Origin of the sequence: Leptothoe sp. ISB3NOV94-8A (genome assembly GCF_043421595.1) — a bacterium.
Taxonomy (GTDB): domain Bacteria; phylum Cyanobacteriota; class Cyanobacteriia; order Phormidesmidales; family Phormidesmidaceae; genus Leptothoe; species Leptothoe turfae.
The window spans coordinates 23,091-40,837 of record NZ_JAXSQW010000003.1 but is presented as its reverse complement, the minus strand read 5'-3'; the positions used below and the strand labels follow the sequence as shown (position 1 = coordinate 40,837).

Sequence of the window (17,747 nt, the reverse complement as noted above, 5' to 3'; positions counted from 1 at the left end):
TCTGGAACAAATAAATCTCTCTAATCACCATGAGGTGAGATTATGCCTAGCCAACGTACGAAAAAAATAAAACGTAAAAAGAAGCAAGATGCGCTTAAACGAAGCCAAAGCACGAAGCTCCTCAAGGGTCGTGCCAGCCGTCGTCGTTTAACCCAAGGAGGCAACAGTGATGGTTCAGGGGGAGTCTCTCGACGGTCCCGCAGTCAGAGTGCTCCCACATTGGGTCGGGTGGAAGCGCGACGGGCACGAGCGAATGCCGTAGTCTCACGAAGTTCAACACTTACGGTGGCAAAGCCGCCGGGTTTACGGCGACAAAAGGCCAGCCAGGATAACACTCAGACTCAATCGGCCAAAACACCGAAGCCCAAAATCGATCTGGGCAAAGGACGGATGATCTATCCGGTCACCGAGGGGGGAAAAACAAAGTACCTGCCAGCTCGGAGTCAAGCCAGTGAGTCTGAAATCGAGGCGGGCAATTTTGTAGACGATGAGGCGGTCCGCAGCGAGCCGGTGAATACCATTGCTGATGCATCAAACTTTGAGCAACCCACCGTCACCGATGCCAAGACAGAGCGCACATTATTTGCCACAACAACAAACAGTCCAGGTAAAGAGAAAATAGAATATCTCCCCCGCCAGAGTGAGGCATCGCCCCTGGAGTTAAGTGCTGGGAAATATATTCCAGAAAAATCTTCCAACGTCGGCGACGAATTAGATCAGCCTCCCAAGATTGACGAAGATAACAACAATCGTAAACTGTTTGCCACCCAGGCACCAGACGGCAGTATTCAATACTATCCAAAAAAGAATCAGGCTACAGCCAAGGAACTGGCAGAAGGTCGATATTTAGACGGATTTGCTGCCAAGGATCCGGTTAACAAGCTAAAAGATCCAGCGGACCTGAACGGCAAGCCAGCTACTACCACTGAAGCCAGAACAGGGCGGACGTTATTTGCGACTGCCGCATTGAGCAATACAGGCGAAGAGACCAAGACAGAATATCTGCCCCGACAAAGTGACGCCACCATAGAAGAACTCAATGCTGGCAAGTATATTCCAGAGAAAGCCTCAATCGCAGGGGAGGTGCTGGACAAACCCTCCCAATCTGACCCGGATAATCCAGATCGCACGTTGTTTCCCACCGCGGGGCCAGATGGTAAAACTCAATATTTACCTCGTAAGAATCAGGCCACGACCCAAGAACTGGCAGAAGGCCGATATTTGGATGGATTTGCCGCAAAAGCTCCCGTCAATCGGCTGCTGGAGCCATTTGAGCTGGAAGGAGACCGTCCTACGGTAACAGAGTTTCGTACGGGACGGACTGTATATGCTACAGCCGTACTAGACAGCGATGGTAACAAAATAAAAACAGAATATCTACCTCGACAAAGTGAGGCTACAATGGAGGAGCTTAATGCTGGGAAGTATATTCCAGAGAAAGCCTCAATCGCGGGGGAAGAGTTATTTCAACCACCCCGAAAAGACCCAGATAATCCGGAACGCAAACTGTTTGCGGCGAAAGCTGCCGACGGCAGTGTTCAATACTTTCCAAAACAAAATCAGGCTACCGCCCAAGAGCTAGCTGAGGGGAGATATCTGGAAGGTTTTGCGGCCAAAGATCCGGTAAATACCATCGAAGACGCCTCGCAGTATAAGCGACCAACGGTTACCGAGTTTCCTTCGGGACGGATGGTGTTTGCTACCACACTTACCAACGGGTTCGGGAAACAGAAAACGGAATATCTGCCCCTACAAAGAGAGGCCACAGAACAGGAACTGCTGAGGGGGAAATATATCCCGGAGAAAGATTCGATAGCGGAGGAGGTGCAGGACCGATTGCCTCGATATGACTTTGGTCAGCGGAGGGATCTGTTTGCGGTGACAGCGGAAGATGGTAGTACACAGTACTGGCCGAAGCAGAGTCAAGCCACGGCCAAGGAGCGTTCGGAAGGGCGATATGTGGAGGATGGGAAGATCAGTCAAACTGTTCCCCTGGGTCCGGTGAATGCGATGCGTAATGATGCGCCAAGGTTTGATGTTAAACACAACCGTAAAGTTTTTGCGATGCTTACAAAAGCAGGAGAGACAGATTATGTACCGAGGGAAAGTGAGGCGACGGATGAGGAGCGCGCGCAGGGGTTTTATATCCCGGATGATGTGGTGGATAAGCATGAAAGCCAGCGTCGCCGTACGGCCCTGAAGGATGATTTGGCGGATCGGGCGTTACGTCGTGCACAGCGGAGTCAACGCAGACGGGTAGTACAACTGCGACCTTATAGACACGATACGAATGATAATGGAAAGAAAGGTGGGGATGGTATATTCCAAAGACCAGACGGAGGAGCAAAACGCATTCCAACCGCAGGATCATTGCCAGAATCAGCCCAACGCCAAAACTATCCAGCCTAGGCCCTCTAAACGAAACCCCACAAACTGTCCAAATTATATCAGCGATAAATCCTTGGCATGGGGCAAAACAACCATACAACTGAAACCGAACACAATGAAGTGGGTATAGCTGAGGCCGAACACAACGAGGACCCACGACAGAAACCACACCACGACGAGATAGAATCATTAACATGGGACAACCGGTTTCGACACCGATGAAACACCCGTTGTGTCCGACCGGCATACCAACAAATATCGACAAAAAACAAGAGGCACACCAATGTCATCCAACCAAAGACAAAAAAAGAAACTCCGCAAAACAAACCCAAAGGAATGGCTCAAAGAGAGGGGCAAGATGCAATATGCCGTGCAAACAGCCAACAAGAACAGATTATCAAGGATAAGAGACCAGCAAGTAGAAGATGTCGGGACCATCCTGGATCTACAGGAGATGAACGCGAAGATGCAACTGGATTTAAATCAAAAATACCAGGATTTAGAAACCGCGCGGGCAGAAAAGGCTGCGACATTACCCGACGACATCGACCAACTAAACCAAAAAACATCATATGAGACATGGGAAAAGAAAGCACGACCGCTAGAGGTAAAGATACAAGAGTTGAAACAACAAGCCAATGACTTAACCAACATGTACAATACAGTCTTAAGGAGGATGGCCGAGACCAGACAGCAATGGATCGAAGCCATGGACGCCGAGCACGACAAAAGGCGCAACGTGGATTCAAAATTAACAGAATACGAGACAGAACGAGACGCCGGCTATATCGTGATGCGCGGGACCCACCTCCCAAAGATGGCCAAGACCAAAGCACACGAGTTAGGGATGGAACAACAAAAGCGCCAAAAATGGCTTTTAACCGGGAATCGTTATCAAGCGCATATTAAGAACGATGTGGATATCAAAAAATTAAAAGAGACGGTCATAAACACACTGACAAGTCGTTTCCTTATGGCCCCAGACGCGATAACATTACAGCCACCCGACGAGAACGCAGAGATAAAATACGAAGGCGATGTTTATGCTTTCGAGATCCAACCAAGTGACACCCTTTATACTTACATAAAAGAAGATGATAAAACTAATGCAAGCGGGAACACGAAGACCCAAACCGTTGCGTTTAGTCTAGACGAAAACAATAATATCCGGGTCTTCCACATCGGCGTAGGAGGGTGAAGACTGCAATCAAACTCACGTTCAGGAGAACTCGAAAGCCCCCAGGAGATACAACTATACGGGGCGGCAAACCCGAGGATAATATTCATGGTAGCACGATAGGCTCCGTAAAGCCAGGTAGGGTGCGTTAGGCCTCGCCGTAACGCACCGCATCACCCATTAAAACCCCAACCGGCCATGATGATAACAATCCATCTAACCCACCCCTAACCCACCGCCACCAACGATTCACATATGTCTCAATGCAGAGAGGAATAAAAAGTAAAAAGTAAGGAGTAACAAGTAACAAGTTTAGGCAAAAGTAGCAAGTAAGAAGTTTGAGTAGATAGCGTTTTCTGTTTATAAACTTGTTACTCGCTACTTGTTACTTTTTACTTCCCCCTCGCCCCTCCCTCCCCCGCCGCAAAAACCGCATCTGTCGTCAACGCTAACTCAGGAAATATGCCAGAAACCAACCGCTCCCCAGCCAAAAATCGTCGTATCGTATACTCTTCCGCTTCAAGCTGACAAATCGTGATCGTTGGCTGTTTCGGCTTCCCAATATGCCGCACCGCACCCAAAGCCCGAAAATCCACGATCCAATATTCAGCAATCCCCATCGCCTCATATTCCACAAACTTATGACCATAATCATCACGCCAGTTCGTACTAACCACCTCAACCACCAACGGAGCCGTTTCCCCCCGCTGAATCACCGACGCCGTTGGCCAACGTGGCTCCTGCTGCAATAAATCACGATTCAGAATAACCACATCTGGCACATATCCTGAACCTTCCGAGCGAGGTTTAACCAAGCAAGTACGAGGAATCGAATAAGGCAGCTGATGCCGCCGAATTTCAAAACTTAACTCTGCACTGATAAAGCCAGCCACATCCTCATGAGGTCCGGTCGGTAACATCTCAACAGCACACCCCTCAATCAACTCAAACCGGCGTCCATCCTCCGGATACCACGCCAGGAAGTCCTCAAAGCTCATCGGATTTGGTATCCGCGCCTGAACCATAACCGTTTCACTGTCTATCTACGGTTTTAAGTCTATCTTAAGCCTGTAGGAGGGAGTAAAAAGTAAAGAGTAAAAAGCTGGGTGGGCTGGGTTATGAGGGCAGTGAAAAGTAATAAGTGAAAAGTAACGAGTAAAAAGTTTAGGTAGGTAGAGTTTTCCGTTGATAAACTCGCCACTCGACACTTGTTACTTGCTACTCGTTACTTGTTACTTTTCACTCGACACTCGACACTCGCTACTTGTTACTTGCTACTCGTTACTTGTTACTCGTTACTCTTTTCTTTCAACGTTTTTATACTCGACACAAGAATCCCAATAATGCTATTCAATTCCGAAAGCATTGGCGAGAATTGTTGTTCAGCAACAACTCCAGACGTAATCAATAATTTGATCCAATAACGACACTCCGACGCCTCCTTGAGAGCAATCGAATACTTCGAAATAAAATCCTTACGCGACTGAGCAAATTCTGCCTCAGCACAATTCGCCCCAATACTCGTCCCAGCCCTCAAAAACTGCTTAGACAAAACCCTCCCAGCATCATCAAACGATCGTCTACTCAACTCCCCATAAGCCCTAACCACCCTAACCGCAAATAACTCAGACCTTTCCTGAATACTAATCCGATCACCCATAAACACCCCCCAAACCCAAACCCACTAGCCGTTACCCGTTACTCGTTACTCGTTACTCGTTACTCGTTACTTGCCACTTATTACTCCCACCCCACCCCCTCCCCCACCATGCCCTCCTCCTCCATCTACCACCAAACCCTCAAAACCCTCTACCACCAACCCATCACCCCTCAACAACGACACCAACACATCACCCACCTACGCCAAAAACTCTTCCCCAACACCAAAAACAACCTTTTCCCCACCCTCCCCACCACCACCATCCTCCTCCTAATCAAAGCCTGCAAGCACCTACAAGACTGGCCCCTAATCATCCACTGCTGCCAAGAATACCAAACCCGCCTCGACCGAGCCATCAGCAACAAACCCTCTCGCAACAGCCTCAACAACCTACACCTACTCAGCCAAGCCTACCAACACCTCGGCCTGTACCACCTAGCCCAACAAACCCTACAGAGAGCCATTAACCAGACCGACCAGCCACCTCCACACCTCCTCGACACCTACCAACAACTCCAAAAACAAACCAAAACCCTACCCAACGGCATCGACATCCTACAAACCGATCCACTTATCCTCACCCCCCTCCAAAGCCACCACCAAGACACCTTTCTCTGGCAATACGCCGACCCCACCATTGCCGAGCTATGTAACCTGCCCGACTTTAACAATGACGAAGACGAAGACTGGCAACAATGGCTCCACACCAACCAAACAGCTACCAAACACCTGTTCGCCGTCAACCACCGACACTGGGGCCTGATCGGCTCCGTCGGCCTCGAACACTTCAAACACATCGGCTTTTTCCACTACTGGCTCGGCAAAAACTTTCAAGGCCACGGCTACGGCCCCCAGTCCGTCACCACCCTGCTCAACTGGGCACGCCGTCACCTAGGCCTACGCTGCTGCTACGCCACCACCTATCGCCACAACATCCCCTCCCGCAAAGCCCTCACCAAAATTGGCTTTCAACCCGTACCCCTAAAAGTAGTCCTCCCCGATAACCCAGCCTATGAAGAAGATATATTTTATCGAGGCAACCAGAAAAGCCATCAGACGTTACTTTCCGAAATAAATCGACTTTTTATAGCACGCGATTTTGAAGGACAGGTGGTGTCGGTGGGGAGGAGAGGGGTTGGACTAGCGGCGTGAGAGGGAAAGTAAAAAGTAGCAAGTAGAGAGTAACAAGTGTGTATGCAGAAAACCCAGTCCAGCTAACTTATTACTTTTCACTTATTACTTCTCACTTTTCTCACAACGCCAACCCATCCAACTTTTTACTCTTTACTTTTTACTCTTTACTCTTTACTTCCCACTCCCATGGCCCACTGCATCGGCAAAAAACGAAAACGACACTCCAAACACCGAACCCATAACGGCTACGTCGCCCCCAGCAGCAACGACCACCGAGGCTACTGTATCGAAAAATCTCAGCCATTTTCCCAGTCTCTACTATGGAGCCTACAGCGCGACTACTTCACCCAGCGTGGTATAAACGCATGGTCCCAGGGCGAAGTGCCCCACTACATCACCAGTAACCCCACCATCGCCACTGCCTACGCAGAAGTCGTCTTTGCCCATTGGCAAGATCAGAGCCAGCACATTAACAGTACCCAACCCTTCTATCTATGTGAACTGGGTGCAGGTTCCGGGCGCTTTGCTTTTCAGTTTCTCACCCACCTCACCCAGCTCTCTCAGCAACACCAAGTTCCCCTTACCCACTTTCGCTATATCCTCACCGACTTTGCCCAGGCCAACCTTGATGCCTGGGAGCGTCATCCTCAGTTTCAACCCTTCTTCCAACAGGGCATCCTCGATACCGCTCGCTTTGATATCAACAACGACAACCACCTTACCCTGCACCATAGCGGAAAAACCATCAGACCCAGCACCCTTGAACGCCCCCTGGTGGTGATCGCCAACTATCTTTTTGACAGCATCCCCCAGGACCTTTACTACATCAATAACGGTGAGATCAAAACCTGCCTTGTCTCCCTATTTTGCCAACAAAATCCCCAAACCCTTGCCAAGGCAAAACTGCTGGAGCATATCGAACTCCACTACGACTACCAACCCACCGATCTCAGCCGGTTAGACTCCACTCTGCAGACCCTACTGCGGCACTATAAAAATCGCCTCACCGACACTCACCTGCTGGTGCCCAACATTGGCTTTCTCTGTCTCAAACGACTGCAGGCACTATCCCAACAAGGACTGCTCCTACTCTCCGCTGACAAAGGCAAACTCGACCTCAGCCACCTCCAGGGCAATCGCCCCCCCAGGCTAGTCACCCACCACGGCTGTTTCTCCCTTAGCGTCAACTACGGCCTATTCCAAACCCTTTGCCAACAGCAGGGAGGCATTGCCCTGATGCCGACATCCCACCACAGCCTCTGCGTCATCGCCCTGATCATGGGCCAGCATCCAGAGCGCTACCACCACACCCAGTGGGCCTATGAGCACTACATCCAAACCTTTGGCCCCGACGACTTTTTCCGCATTACCAAACACGTACGCAACACTCTGGACCAAACAACAGTGGCCGACATTCTGGCTTACCTACGCCTCAGCCAGTACGACAGCCATCAATTTAACCGCTACCTCCCCCGGCTGCAGCAGCTTATCCCCGATATTACCCCCCAGGAACAAACCGCCCTCCTAACCACCATCGACCAAGTCTGGCAGCGCTACTTCCCCATCGGCGAAACCAACGACTTTGCCTTTAACCTAGCCAGTTTCTGCTATCAACTCCAAGACTACCAGCGAGCCCTAACCTACTTCGAACAATCACTACAACTCCACGGCCCACAAATTAATACCCTGCTCAACACAGCCCTATGCAGCCAGCACCTAAACCACACCCACCGCGCAAACACCCTCCTCAAACAAATACTCAACCAAGACCCCAACCACAAACAAGCCAACAAACTACTAGCCAACATAAATAGTTAGAAACCATCCCCTAACTTGTTACTCGTCACTCGTTACTTGTTACTCGTTACTTGTTACTCGCCACTTTTTACTTGTTACTTGTTACTCGCCACTTTTTACTTTTTACTTTCTACTTGTTACTCATCACTCGTTAATTCCCCCCCTCCCCCACCATGACCACCACCACCTTTTCCACTCGCACCGCCTGGGAAGCCGAAATAAAAGACAACCCATTAACCATTGAAACCTTTGATGCCGAGCGTCCTCGCCCGTTAATTTATAACGATACCAATACCGTCGGTGTTCTAGAAATAGAGACCATACGACCGACGGGCGCGACGGGCAGTATGGTGATCATCGACGCCACCAACTCCCATGCATTTAACACCACCAACGCCTTTTACTTGGGTCTTGATGGTAACCCCCAGGCATCCCTGACTATTCACTTCCCTAAACCTGTTTTAGCCTGGGGGGCAAACTACTCAGCTCCCAAGTCCGTAGGTGACTCAGCCCAGGCCACCTTTAACGAGGATACCTATGACTTTCCGGCCACAAATTCTGAGGGCTTTATTGGGTTTGTTAGTGATACGCCTATTTCCTCTGTTGTGATCCAGAATCCTGGCAGCAGCTTTGCCACCCTGGTGCTGGATGATTTCTCATTTATTACCGGCCCCCGCATTACCAGCCCCATCGACGGTGCGATTGTCACCGCAGGAGAGTCTGTAGTCTTTTCCGCCATTCCCGCCGAGGTTACTGACCCCATTTGGACCTCCAGCATCGATGGTATGCTAGGTAGCGGTACCAGCCTTTCGTCAGATTTGCTCTCGACCGGTATCCATCAGATCACCATTACCGATGGCTCCTCTGAGTCAACCTTCCTGCTGGCCGTGCTGAGCGTATCCCAAACGGGGCAGGGGGAAACCGGTCCCCAGGGTCCCCAGGGTGAGAAAGGTGAAACCGGGGCTCAGGGCATGCAGGGTGAGAAAGGTGAAACGGGAGCCCAGGGGGCCCAAGGTGAACAAGGTGAGAAAGGTGAAACGGGAGCCCAGGGGCCCCAAGGTGAACAAGGTGAGAAAGGCGAAACCGGAGCTCAGGGGGCCCAAGGTGAGCAGGGCGAACAAGGTGAAACCGGAGCCCAGGGTCTCCAGGGTAAGCAGGGCGAGAAAGGTGAAACCGGGGCTCAGGGGGCTCAGGGTCTCCAGGGTGAGAAAGGTGAAACCGGGGCTCAGGGGCCAGCCGGTGTTATTGATGCTGAAACCCTGGCCAGCTTACAAAGTGCGATCGCAATCCTGACTCAACGGACTGAATGCCAGCGTATATTTCATGTCCTAGAATTTGCCGGTGCAATACAGCTAATGCCAGATGAGGAATCAGAGCAGGATTATATTGAACTTAATCAGGCCACGGCGGAAAGACTGAAGATTGATGTTGACGACGCCATCAGCTGTATTGCAGACATCACCAATCTTTCAGTCCAGCTAAGCGAAACAGAAATACCCCTTGATCTTGAAGTCACCCTGGTCAGGACAGATAAACAACGGGTACTCACCGTAATAGAGAATAACACCCAGATATCTGAAGATGAGATTGATGATTGCGAAATTACGATTGCTGCCAATCTTCCTGAGAATAGCCCTTGGTTGGATAAGGTGAACAGTATGGAAGTTAATCTAAATGATGGTCAAATTGTAAGAACTGAAAATGCTCCCCCCTATAGCCTATTTGGCAAGAAAAACAGTAAGTCCATTGGTGGAGAAGAATTCCTAAATGAGGGGAGCAATACAATTACGTTTACCCTATTTTCTGAAGAGAATCTAGGAGGAACCGAGCTAGGAACAGTCACTCGAACGTTTACTGTTACCGATGATTAAAATTTGCCAAACTCCAGTGCATACTCTAATTGCTCAAGAATTAACCGTACTACAATCTCTTTAGACTAAAAAGAGCTTTGTAAGCAAGTATTCATTGCTTCAGCCATAACCTTTGGAATTTATAAAATTCTTATCTCTTAACCACAATGTTAGTATGATAGGGCCTACTGGACATAGGTCAAATTTCGGTGTGACGTTGCACCGAGGCGAGATTATGCAGATATCAAACTAATGAAACTACTGTCCATAGACTGTGAAGCGTTTTATGATGCTGATTTTTTAGGCAGAACCAAAGCGAAGTCACTTTTTGACGAGATTATCTCTAGCTTTGATGTTACCAACAAGACTGTCAAAATGGCCGATGGGAGCGAGCAAATCACTGAACTAGGCACTTACCTATTTGCTGACGCGGAACTAACTTCATTCGAAGCTTTTCCAAAAGTATGGGGTAAAAGGTCAGCTTGGCCTCAGACCCTGGCCAATGTGCGAGACTGCATTGAGCGGAAGACAGGTGTTCGATTTCAGGTAGCGCGATGTGTGTATTACCAAAATGGTAGCAAAAGTATGGGCTTTCATAGAGACTTGCCAGCCTATGGAGATACATCTGCGATCGCATCCCTCAGCCTTGGAGCCGAACGGGAATTTATCTTCCGCAAGCCTACCAACCCTAACGAAAGTTTTGCTATTCCCCTTGCCTCGGGCAGTCTGCTCTTTATGGGCAAAGGCTGCCAGGAAAATTATGAGCATGCGTTGATTGCAGATCCCCAATGCAATCAACCTCGTTTAAATCTCACTTTTAGGAAATATGGTTGGGGATAGAGTTTCAAGGATGATAATAGCCTTCACTCAGACCAATCCCATTCACATAGCTGGTGACCCCAGACGGTTGAGTCGTCAAGAGTACCCCCCATAGCAGCAGGACAAACCACTCGAAACTAGCTTCGCGGCTAAAGACTGGACGGAATGTTAAAACTATTTGCTCTATGCGCTCATATAACTCCATAATAAAACCGGCTGATTGGTATGATTTCAGCCAGTTTCGGACATTCCTTGCCAGTTGGCTACAGGGATGTTCTTTTTCTAGAAATTCTCATCTGGTGGAGATTAACTTCGCACTGTCCAGTTCTGTAAATGGAAGTATTATTCTCCCAAAATGCTAGATGCAATTCCAAAATAGTGAATTGTATTCAGCCATTCTGACAGTGCAATTATGACGAATTTAATAAACTCTGCCGTTTCTCTCAGTGATCGTATTCAATTACCCCCTGTCTTTCGATCTTTTTCTCTATTTCCCATGGTGTTTACATCCCTCAATTTATTCGGCCAAGTGGGGAAAAGTCTCAGTTTTGCTTTGTTATTACAAACTCAATTCAACAAGGTACAAATATCAGTAAAGTAGAGTAATGAAATTTAAATTTAAGCTTTGTTGTCAGCTAGAATACGATAGCTTGATAGTTACCTAGGTAAATTTGCGTAGCACGCAGGAGTTCAAAAGATCAATACTACGAGGAATAAGCTCCGATGTTCAAAACGCTGACATTATCTGATTTTTCATCCACAGTTGGTAGTTCGTTTCAAGTCTGTCCTGAGCCTGATACTTCTTTGCAATTAGAGTTGTTGGAAGCTGTTGAACTAAGTTCGTCTTCAAGCGCTCGTTCTGAATCATTTTCCCTTCTGTTTAAGGGGCCGAGTGATGTTGTGTTACCTCAAAAACTTTATTCCATGAACCATTCAGATCTAGGTGATCTGAGTATCTTTCTAGTACCTGTGGCCGGTGCATCAGATGGAATACGTTACGAAGCGATCTTTAACTGATTTCGATCCTTTCTTATGGGGGCGCACAGTCTTGTGCGCCTACGTCCTTGCCAGGCCAAGCCTATTCCACACAAACAACATCGATAACCTATGGTTTATGTCTCAGCAGACCCATTGCTAAAAGGAGAGGCGATTGCTCGTTACGAGCTTACACTGCGACCCATCACCGATGCCGATCAACCTTTTCTCAGGCAGGTTTATAACAGCACTCGCGAGGAAGAATTGGCTGTTGTTCCTTGGCAAGAGGAACAAAAACAGGCATTTTTAGAGTTTCAGTTCAACGCCCAACATACGTTTTATCAGAACAATTTTAAGCAGGCTCATTATTGGGTTATTGAGCAATCAAGTGCACCGATAGGCCGACTATATTTAGATCGACGCGCTGATGAAATTTGCATTATCGACATTGCTTTGTTGCCCGCCTATCGCGATTGTGGCATCGGCACAGCTTTGTTGAACACAATCTTGGCGGAAGCACAGGCTAGAAATCAGCCTGTCAGGATTCATGTGGAGCCCAACAACCGTGCTCTAAACCTTTATCACCGCCTTGGATTCAGGCAAATAGGAGATGCAGGTGTTTATAACCTGATGGAATGGACACCTTAAGGTTGATTCCTTTTCTCTTAGGGCCTAATGCCCACATGTCAACAACATGTCAATTTAAACCAGGAGATCACGTTATGAGTGAACCTTTTTTAGGGGAAATTAAGATGTTTGGCTTTAACTTTCCCCCAAGGGGGTGGGCCAAGTGCGATGGGGAGACCTTAGCGATTAATCAAAATCAATCACTGTACTCCCTATTAGGCACGACGTACGGTGGCGATGGTCGGACCTCTTTTGCCCTACCAGGTTTACGGGGACGGGTGCCCATCGGCTTTGGCAGTGGTTATCCCCAGGGGCAACGGAGCGGTGAAGAAGGTTCCACCCTGACAACATCTGACATGCCATCCCACACCCACACGGTTCAGGCAACGAGCGCTGATGCTTCGGGCACTACCCCAATCGATCAGGTCTTAGCCCACACTGCCAACGTAAACATTTATGCAGATGCCGCAAATCTGGTTTCTCTAAATTCAAATACGGTTGGTTCTGCCGGTGGTGGGCAGGCTATCGATAATATGCAGCCCTTCCTTGCGGTCGAATTTTGTATTGCTCTGACGGGTACATTCCCTCCACGTAATTAAGGAGATTAATTCATGGTAACACCCTATATCGGCGAGATTCGCATGTTTGGGGGCAATTTTGCCCCTGTTGGTTGGGCCCTATGTGATGGTTCACTATTGTCGACTCAGCAAAATGACGCCTTGTTCTCACTGCTCGGTACCATCTATGGTGGCGATGGCCGTACTACGTTTGGGCTACCCGATCTCCGGGGGCGAGTGCCTATGCATTATGGCGAGGGACCAGGGCTCACCAATCGTCCTATTGGAACAAAATCAGGCGTAGAAACAGTCACCCTTACGGCTAGTAACATCCCCAACCATACCCATGTCTGGCAGGCTTCCAGCAATTCTGCTACCGACACTGTGCCAACTGGTAAAGTTCTTGCCACGGCTCCTGATGCCCATCCTATCTATGCCGAAGATGCTTCAGGCACTAGTAGTATGTCATCGTCAGTGATTGCTAGCAGTGGAGGGAGTGCTTCCTCAGTGAACAACCTCATGTCCTTCCAGGTCATTAACTTTATTATTGCCCTTACGGGTATCTATCCAACCCAAACGTAATTAGGAGATCCACTACCATGGCAGAACCATTTATTGGCGAGATCAGACTTTTTGGCGGTACCTACGCCATTCGGGGTTGGGCATTTTGTAATGGGTCAACCGTGAGTATTAGTCAAAACCAGGCCCTCTTTGCCGTACTTGGCACCACCTTTGGTGGGGATGGCCGTAACACCCTTGGTCTACCCAACCTCCAGGGCAGAGCTCCCGTTGGCATGGGTCAAGGACCAGGCCTTAATCGTTACAACATTGGGCAACATGGAGGCTCTGCCACAGTGACTCTCACGGAGAGCAACATGCCTTCTCATACCCATCAGGCAGCAGCAGTAGAAGTACCAACCGCTTTTGGTGGATCAACAACTGCATCCAACAATATTTTGGCCCAGCCAGATATCAACATCTATGGCAGTGCCACTAGCCCTGTTGACATGGCAAGTAGCAGCCTAAGTTCAGTCGGTTCTGGCTCGTCGAGTACGGTTGATAATGAACAACCCTACTTAAGCCTCAATTTTCTCATTGCCCTTACTGGTATCTTTCCAAGCCGGGGCTAAAGCTTTCTTTGGAAAAATACACGCAATGACAGCAGGTTAGCGCCTCAGAACGCTAACCTGTTTTTTGGCTGAAAGCAAACGGTAGGCTATTTGCCATATCCATTGAGGTGCAACGTCATGCGCCCTTTGAGGTGAGGCACGTGAGCACGACGACGTGAATCTTAGTAAGAAACCGTCGCTGGTTTAGACCAGCGACGGTTTCTTGTTAGCTGCCCAGAGATTATCTAACCCATGCTGATCAGGTCAGATAATACAGCTGATTTAGAGCGGCCTAAAAAGATACACCAAAGTTGACGTTATTGCCAAATTGCCCCACCGAATCACCATTATTTAATCCGGAAATATCGGCCAGGGCTTGGGCAACATTTACGACGGCATTTGCACCACTGTCAATGAAGAAGATGTCTGCTTCAAACGGGAGATTACCAGTGCCGGTGGTGCCATTGTCACTCTGCATGTTGTTGCCAGTCACACTGATATTTAACGTGGCATTGTCCTCCGCATTCAACGCCAAACTAGCATTGTTGGCAATACTCGGTGCTATTGCTGACGGCACACTATTGTTAGTCACCGTGGCATTAATGGTACCGTTATTCTCTGAGTCAATCAGAATATGGAAGTTACCGGTACCATCAACGGTGTTGTTGTCGACTAAGACATCGAGAACACCTGCAAAGTTTATGACCTCAATGCCTGAACCGGCCCCTAGCGTGCCAGTATCGGCATCAATGTCGTTGTTACTGATCGTCGCCGTCACACCATCGCCACTATTTTCAAGCCGCAGCACATCGGCACCACTTGAGGTGCCACGATCAATCGTATTGCCGGTGATATTAACAATGGCATTGTTAGCATTGTTGTCAATCAAGAACCGGGTCAGGTTTGTTCCTGTTGGATTGACTGGAGTCAGGGTGTTATTCAGGATGTTGAGTGTGGCACCAGCCGTGTTGTTTGTAATCGCAAGATTACTTCCGTTGTTACTAAAGACCACATCCTCAAGGGTCAGGCTACCGACATTGGAGCCAGTAATATCGCCGTCAACGTCAATCCCCTGCACCGTATTACTCGACGCCAGGCCAATATCACCGGTGATTGTCGGTCGATTGGCGTTAGACCCAGAGATCAGAGTGGTGCCACCAACCACTAAATCGGTTGTTTGCCCCAATAGGGACTGACCATTCTCCAGAGTAATGCCGCTACCATAGGAGCCATCCAGGACGTAGATGGTATCGCCAGCACCATCAAGGCCGTCGCTGCTACCGCCAGTGTTAATGGGAACTAGGCTATTGAACGGGTTCCCTGACGTGCCATCGCCGCCAGCTGCTGCATCATCGTCAACATACCAGATGCGATCGCTACTCACATTAATCGTCGCCGTTGCCGTGCTGCTACCGCCATTGCCATCTAAGACAGTAAACGTGAAGGTATCGGCAACGCTGGCATCGCCTGCCTCAGGAGTATAGAAGAAACTACCATCGGCATTAATGGTAACGCTTCCACCCTCCGTAGTAGTCTTCGTCTCCTCAAGAACAGACAATGTATCACCATTGGCATCTGTCGCACCGGTGAGCAGGCTAGTTGCACTGGTTACAGAGGCCACCTCATTACCAGGAATATCTGCACCAGCAACCTCTAGCACCGTATTACCAAAGGTGGAATAGGACTGATTCTGGGCAACAGGATCCACATTTTCAACCACATCGGTAACCGTGATAGCAATGTCTTGAACATCGGTTAAACCACCTGAGTCAGTTGCGGCGACCTGAATGTCGTAGACGTTATTGCCACCAGCATCTCCAGGATTCTCAAAATCAGGTGCTGCATTGAACGTGACTACACCAGTATCAGCATCAATGGAGAACAGGGCTTGATCGGCACCACCTGTGAGGCTATAGGTCAAGCCTGAGCCTTCAGAGTCATTATCATCGGTCGCATTGACATCAATTGCACTCGTCTGTTCCTCCTCAACGCTTGCAGTCGCCGAACTCGTGATGGTGGGTGCTGCATTCTCAGCTACATCCGTCACACTAATGACCAGGTCTTGCGTATCGGTCAAACCAGAAGAATCTGTAACCGTAACCTGAAGCTCATAGTCATTGTTGCCATTGGCATCAACAGGCGCTTCAAAGTCCGGCGCATTGTTAAAGGTAACAACACCACTGTTAGCATCAATCGAGAACAAGGATTGGTCTGCTCCACCACTCAGGCTATAGGTCAAGCCAGATCCTTCGGAATCATTATCATCCGATGTCTCCACATCTATCGCACCGGTCTGATTCTCGGGAACACTAGCCGTGGCTGAACTCGTAATTGTCGGTGCTGCATTCTCAGCTACATCCGTCACACTAATGACCAGGTCTTGCGTATCGGTCAAACCAGAGGAATCTGTAACCGTAACCTGAAGCTCATAGTCATTGTTGCCATTGGCATCAACAGGTGCTTCAAAGTCCGGCGCATTGGTAAAGGTCACCACACCACTGTTGGCATCAATCGAGAATAAGGATTGGTCTGCTCCACCTGTGAGACTATAGGCCAAGCCTGAACCCTCGGAATCATTATCATCCGATGTCTCCACATCAATCGCACTGGTCTGATTCTCCGCCACACTCGCTGTCGCAGAACTGGTAATGGTTGGTGCACTATTAGAGCCGCCGTCATCAAAGATAAAGTCATCCTCAGTTAACTTATTAGGACGAATTCCTACAAGTTTTGCCAATCTCTCACCATCATTCGGGTCGCCTGGTTTATCAATGCGAATCTCTGAACTGAATCTACCGTGTTTGCGGATATCCAAATCCTCAAAGGTGAGACCGCCCTCTAGCTGAATTTTATCTTGTCCATCCTTAAAGTCTGTTAGTACGTCAAATCCATTGCCAGGAGCTAACAAAACAATATCTGAGCCTTTACCAAGATGGATAACGTCGTTACCTAATCCACCATCCAGAAGATCGTTACCTGAACCACCAAGCAGTAAGTCATTACCCTCACCGCCGCTGAGATTGTCATTGCCACCATCCCCCCAAAGTGAATCCGCACCCTCACCGCCAAAGAGCCAGTCGTGGCCTTTACCACCTAGCAATACATCATTACCAACACCGCCCTCTAATTTATCGGTTCCTCTACCACCGGAAAGCCAGTCATTACCAATTCCACCTTCCAGTAAATCGGCCCCGGCCATCCCTTTGAGGCGATCATTACCACCCAGACCAAACAGTTGATCGTTTAAGTTGGTACCATTCAAGACGTTATTGCCACCATCTCCGGTGAGGACAACGCCATTGACTTCTGGGTTAAAAACTCCGTCAGACATTTACTTAGTCTCCTAAAGCAGTTAAAAAATAAGTGAGTAATCTTTTCTGATGCAGTCCCGTGGCTAGATCATTGCAACGTTGTTTGAACCTATCTTACTTACGTCAATGACCTCACTATCGCGAAAACTTCTAGCAGAAAACATCCTGAAATGTTCAGGTTTGTTCAGATAAAAGTTCAGATTTATTCAGGTGTTATAAAAATGTGTGATTTGTGCCAATCTATTGGGTTGACACAAATCACACTTAGCAATTGATTAGTAGGTAGCCATCAAAGGTAACCGTCCAAAAAGAAACTAGACGCAATTTGAGTCAGACCATTACA

At 48.6% G+C, this 17,747-nt stretch carries 15 protein-coding genes; 11 read left to right on the top strand and 4 right to left on the bottom strand.

All coding sequences use genetic code 11. From position 1 onward, the window contains the following. Nucleotides 1–42 precede the first annotated feature (42 nt). Nucleotides 43–2,409, top strand: a complete 2,367-nt coding sequence (locus tag SPB21_RS32680) for a hypothetical protein (RefSeq protein WP_499869209.1) — start codon at nt 43–45, stop codon at nt 2,407–2,409. Nucleotides 2,410–2,671: 262 nt separating this feature from the next. Continuing rightward, entirely contained in the window at nt 2,672–3,586 is a 915-nt protein-coding gene (locus tag SPB21_RS32675) for a hypothetical protein (RefSeq protein WP_499869207.1), read from the top strand. Between the two features lie 371 nt (nt 3,587–3,957). Here SPB21_RS32675 and SPB21_RS32670 read toward each other — a convergent pair whose 3' ends face one another. Next, on the bottom strand, nt 3,958–4,590 hold the full coding sequence (locus tag SPB21_RS32670; protein ID WP_499869205.1) for a Uma2 family endonuclease: 633 nt from the start codon (nt 4,588–4,590) through the stop codon (nt 3,958–3,960). 263 nt (nt 4,591–4,853) lie between these two features. Beyond that, the gene (locus SPB21_RS32665) at nt 4,854–5,225 is read right to left on the bottom strand and encodes a four helix bundle protein (RefSeq protein WP_499869203.1); all 372 of its coding nucleotides are present in this window, start codon (nt 5,223–5,225) and stop codon (nt 4,854–4,856) included. A gap of 108 nt (nt 5,226–5,333) precedes the next feature. Here SPB21_RS32665 and SPB21_RS32660 point away from each other — a divergent pair, with 108 nt between their 5' ends. From SPB21_RS32660 to SPB21_RS32645, 4 genes are all read left to right on the top strand, one after another. Next, nucleotides 5,334–6,377 (top strand): GNAT family N-acetyltransferase, encoded by a 1,044-nt coding sequence (locus SPB21_RS32660; protein ID WP_499869201.1) that lies wholly within the window; start codon nt 5,334–5,336, stop codon nt 6,375–6,377. Between the two features lie 168 nt (nt 6,378–6,545). Continuing rightward, nucleotides 6,546–8,177 (top strand): tetratricopeptide repeat protein, encoded by a 1,632-nt coding sequence (locus SPB21_RS32655; protein WP_499869200.1) that lies wholly within the window; start codon nt 6,546–6,548, stop codon nt 8,175–8,177. Between the two features lie 152 nt (nt 8,178–8,329). Continuing rightward, a complete protein-coding gene (locus SPB21_RS32650) occupies nt 8,330–10,027 on the top strand; it encodes a hypothetical protein (RefSeq protein ID WP_499869199.1) in 1,698 nt (565 codons plus the stop codon). A gap of 231 nt (nt 10,028–10,258) precedes the next feature. Further along, the gene (locus SPB21_RS32645; protein WP_499057846.1) at nt 10,259–10,846 is read left to right on the top strand and encodes an alpha-ketoglutarate-dependent dioxygenase AlkB; all 588 of its coding nucleotides are present in this window, start codon (nt 10,259–10,261) and stop codon (nt 10,844–10,846) included. A 4-nt stretch (nt 10,847–10,850) separates the two neighbouring features. Here the strand turns inward: SPB21_RS32645 and SPB21_RS32640 are convergent, their stop codons facing one another. Further along, entirely contained in the window at nt 10,851–11,030 is a 180-nt protein-coding gene (locus tag SPB21_RS32640; RefSeq protein ID WP_163661781.1) for a hypothetical protein, read from the bottom strand. A 518-nt stretch (nt 11,031–11,548) separates the two neighbouring features. On the opposite strand from SPB21_RS32640, the gene SPB21_RS32635 reads away from it, so the two are divergent. From SPB21_RS32635 to SPB21_RS32615, 5 genes are all read left to right on the top strand, one after another. Next, nucleotides 11,549–11,842 carry a DUF6916 family protein gene (locus SPB21_RS32635; RefSeq protein ID WP_163666437.1) on the top strand — a complete coding sequence of 98 codons (294 nt, stop codon included), beginning with the start codon at nt 11,549–11,551 and terminating at the stop codon, nt 11,840–11,842. Between the two features lie 90 nt (nt 11,843–11,932). Further along, nucleotides 11,933–12,448 carry a GNAT family N-acetyltransferase gene (locus tag SPB21_RS32630; RefSeq protein ID WP_499057849.1) on the top strand — a complete coding sequence of 172 codons (516 nt, stop codon included), beginning with the start codon at nt 11,933–11,935 and terminating at the stop codon, nt 12,446–12,448. A gap of 74 nt (nt 12,449–12,522) precedes the next feature. Continuing rightward, nucleotides 12,523–13,026 (top strand): phage tail protein, encoded by a 504-nt coding sequence (locus SPB21_RS32625; protein ID WP_163666441.1) that lies wholly within the window; start codon nt 12,523–12,525, stop codon nt 13,024–13,026. A gap of 12 nt (nt 13,027–13,038) precedes the next feature. Then, entirely contained in the window at nt 13,039–13,566 is a 528-nt protein-coding gene (locus SPB21_RS32620; protein WP_163666443.1) for a phage tail protein, read from the top strand. Nucleotides 13,567–13,583: 17 nt separating this feature from the next. Beyond that, nucleotides 13,584–14,114 carry a phage tail protein gene (locus SPB21_RS32615; protein ID WP_499869196.1) on the top strand — a complete coding sequence of 177 codons (531 nt, stop codon included), beginning with the start codon at nt 13,584–13,586 and terminating at the stop codon, nt 14,112–14,114. Nucleotides 14,115–14,385: 271 nt separating this feature from the next. Here the strand turns inward: SPB21_RS32615 and SPB21_RS32610 are convergent, their stop codons facing one another. Then, nucleotides 14,386–17,424 carry a cadherin-like domain-containing protein gene (locus SPB21_RS32610; protein WP_499869195.1) on the bottom strand — a complete coding sequence of 1,013 codons (3,039 nt, stop codon included), beginning with the start codon at nt 17,422–17,424 and terminating at the stop codon, nt 14,386–14,388. Nucleotides 17,425–17,747: the final 323 nt, after the last annotated feature.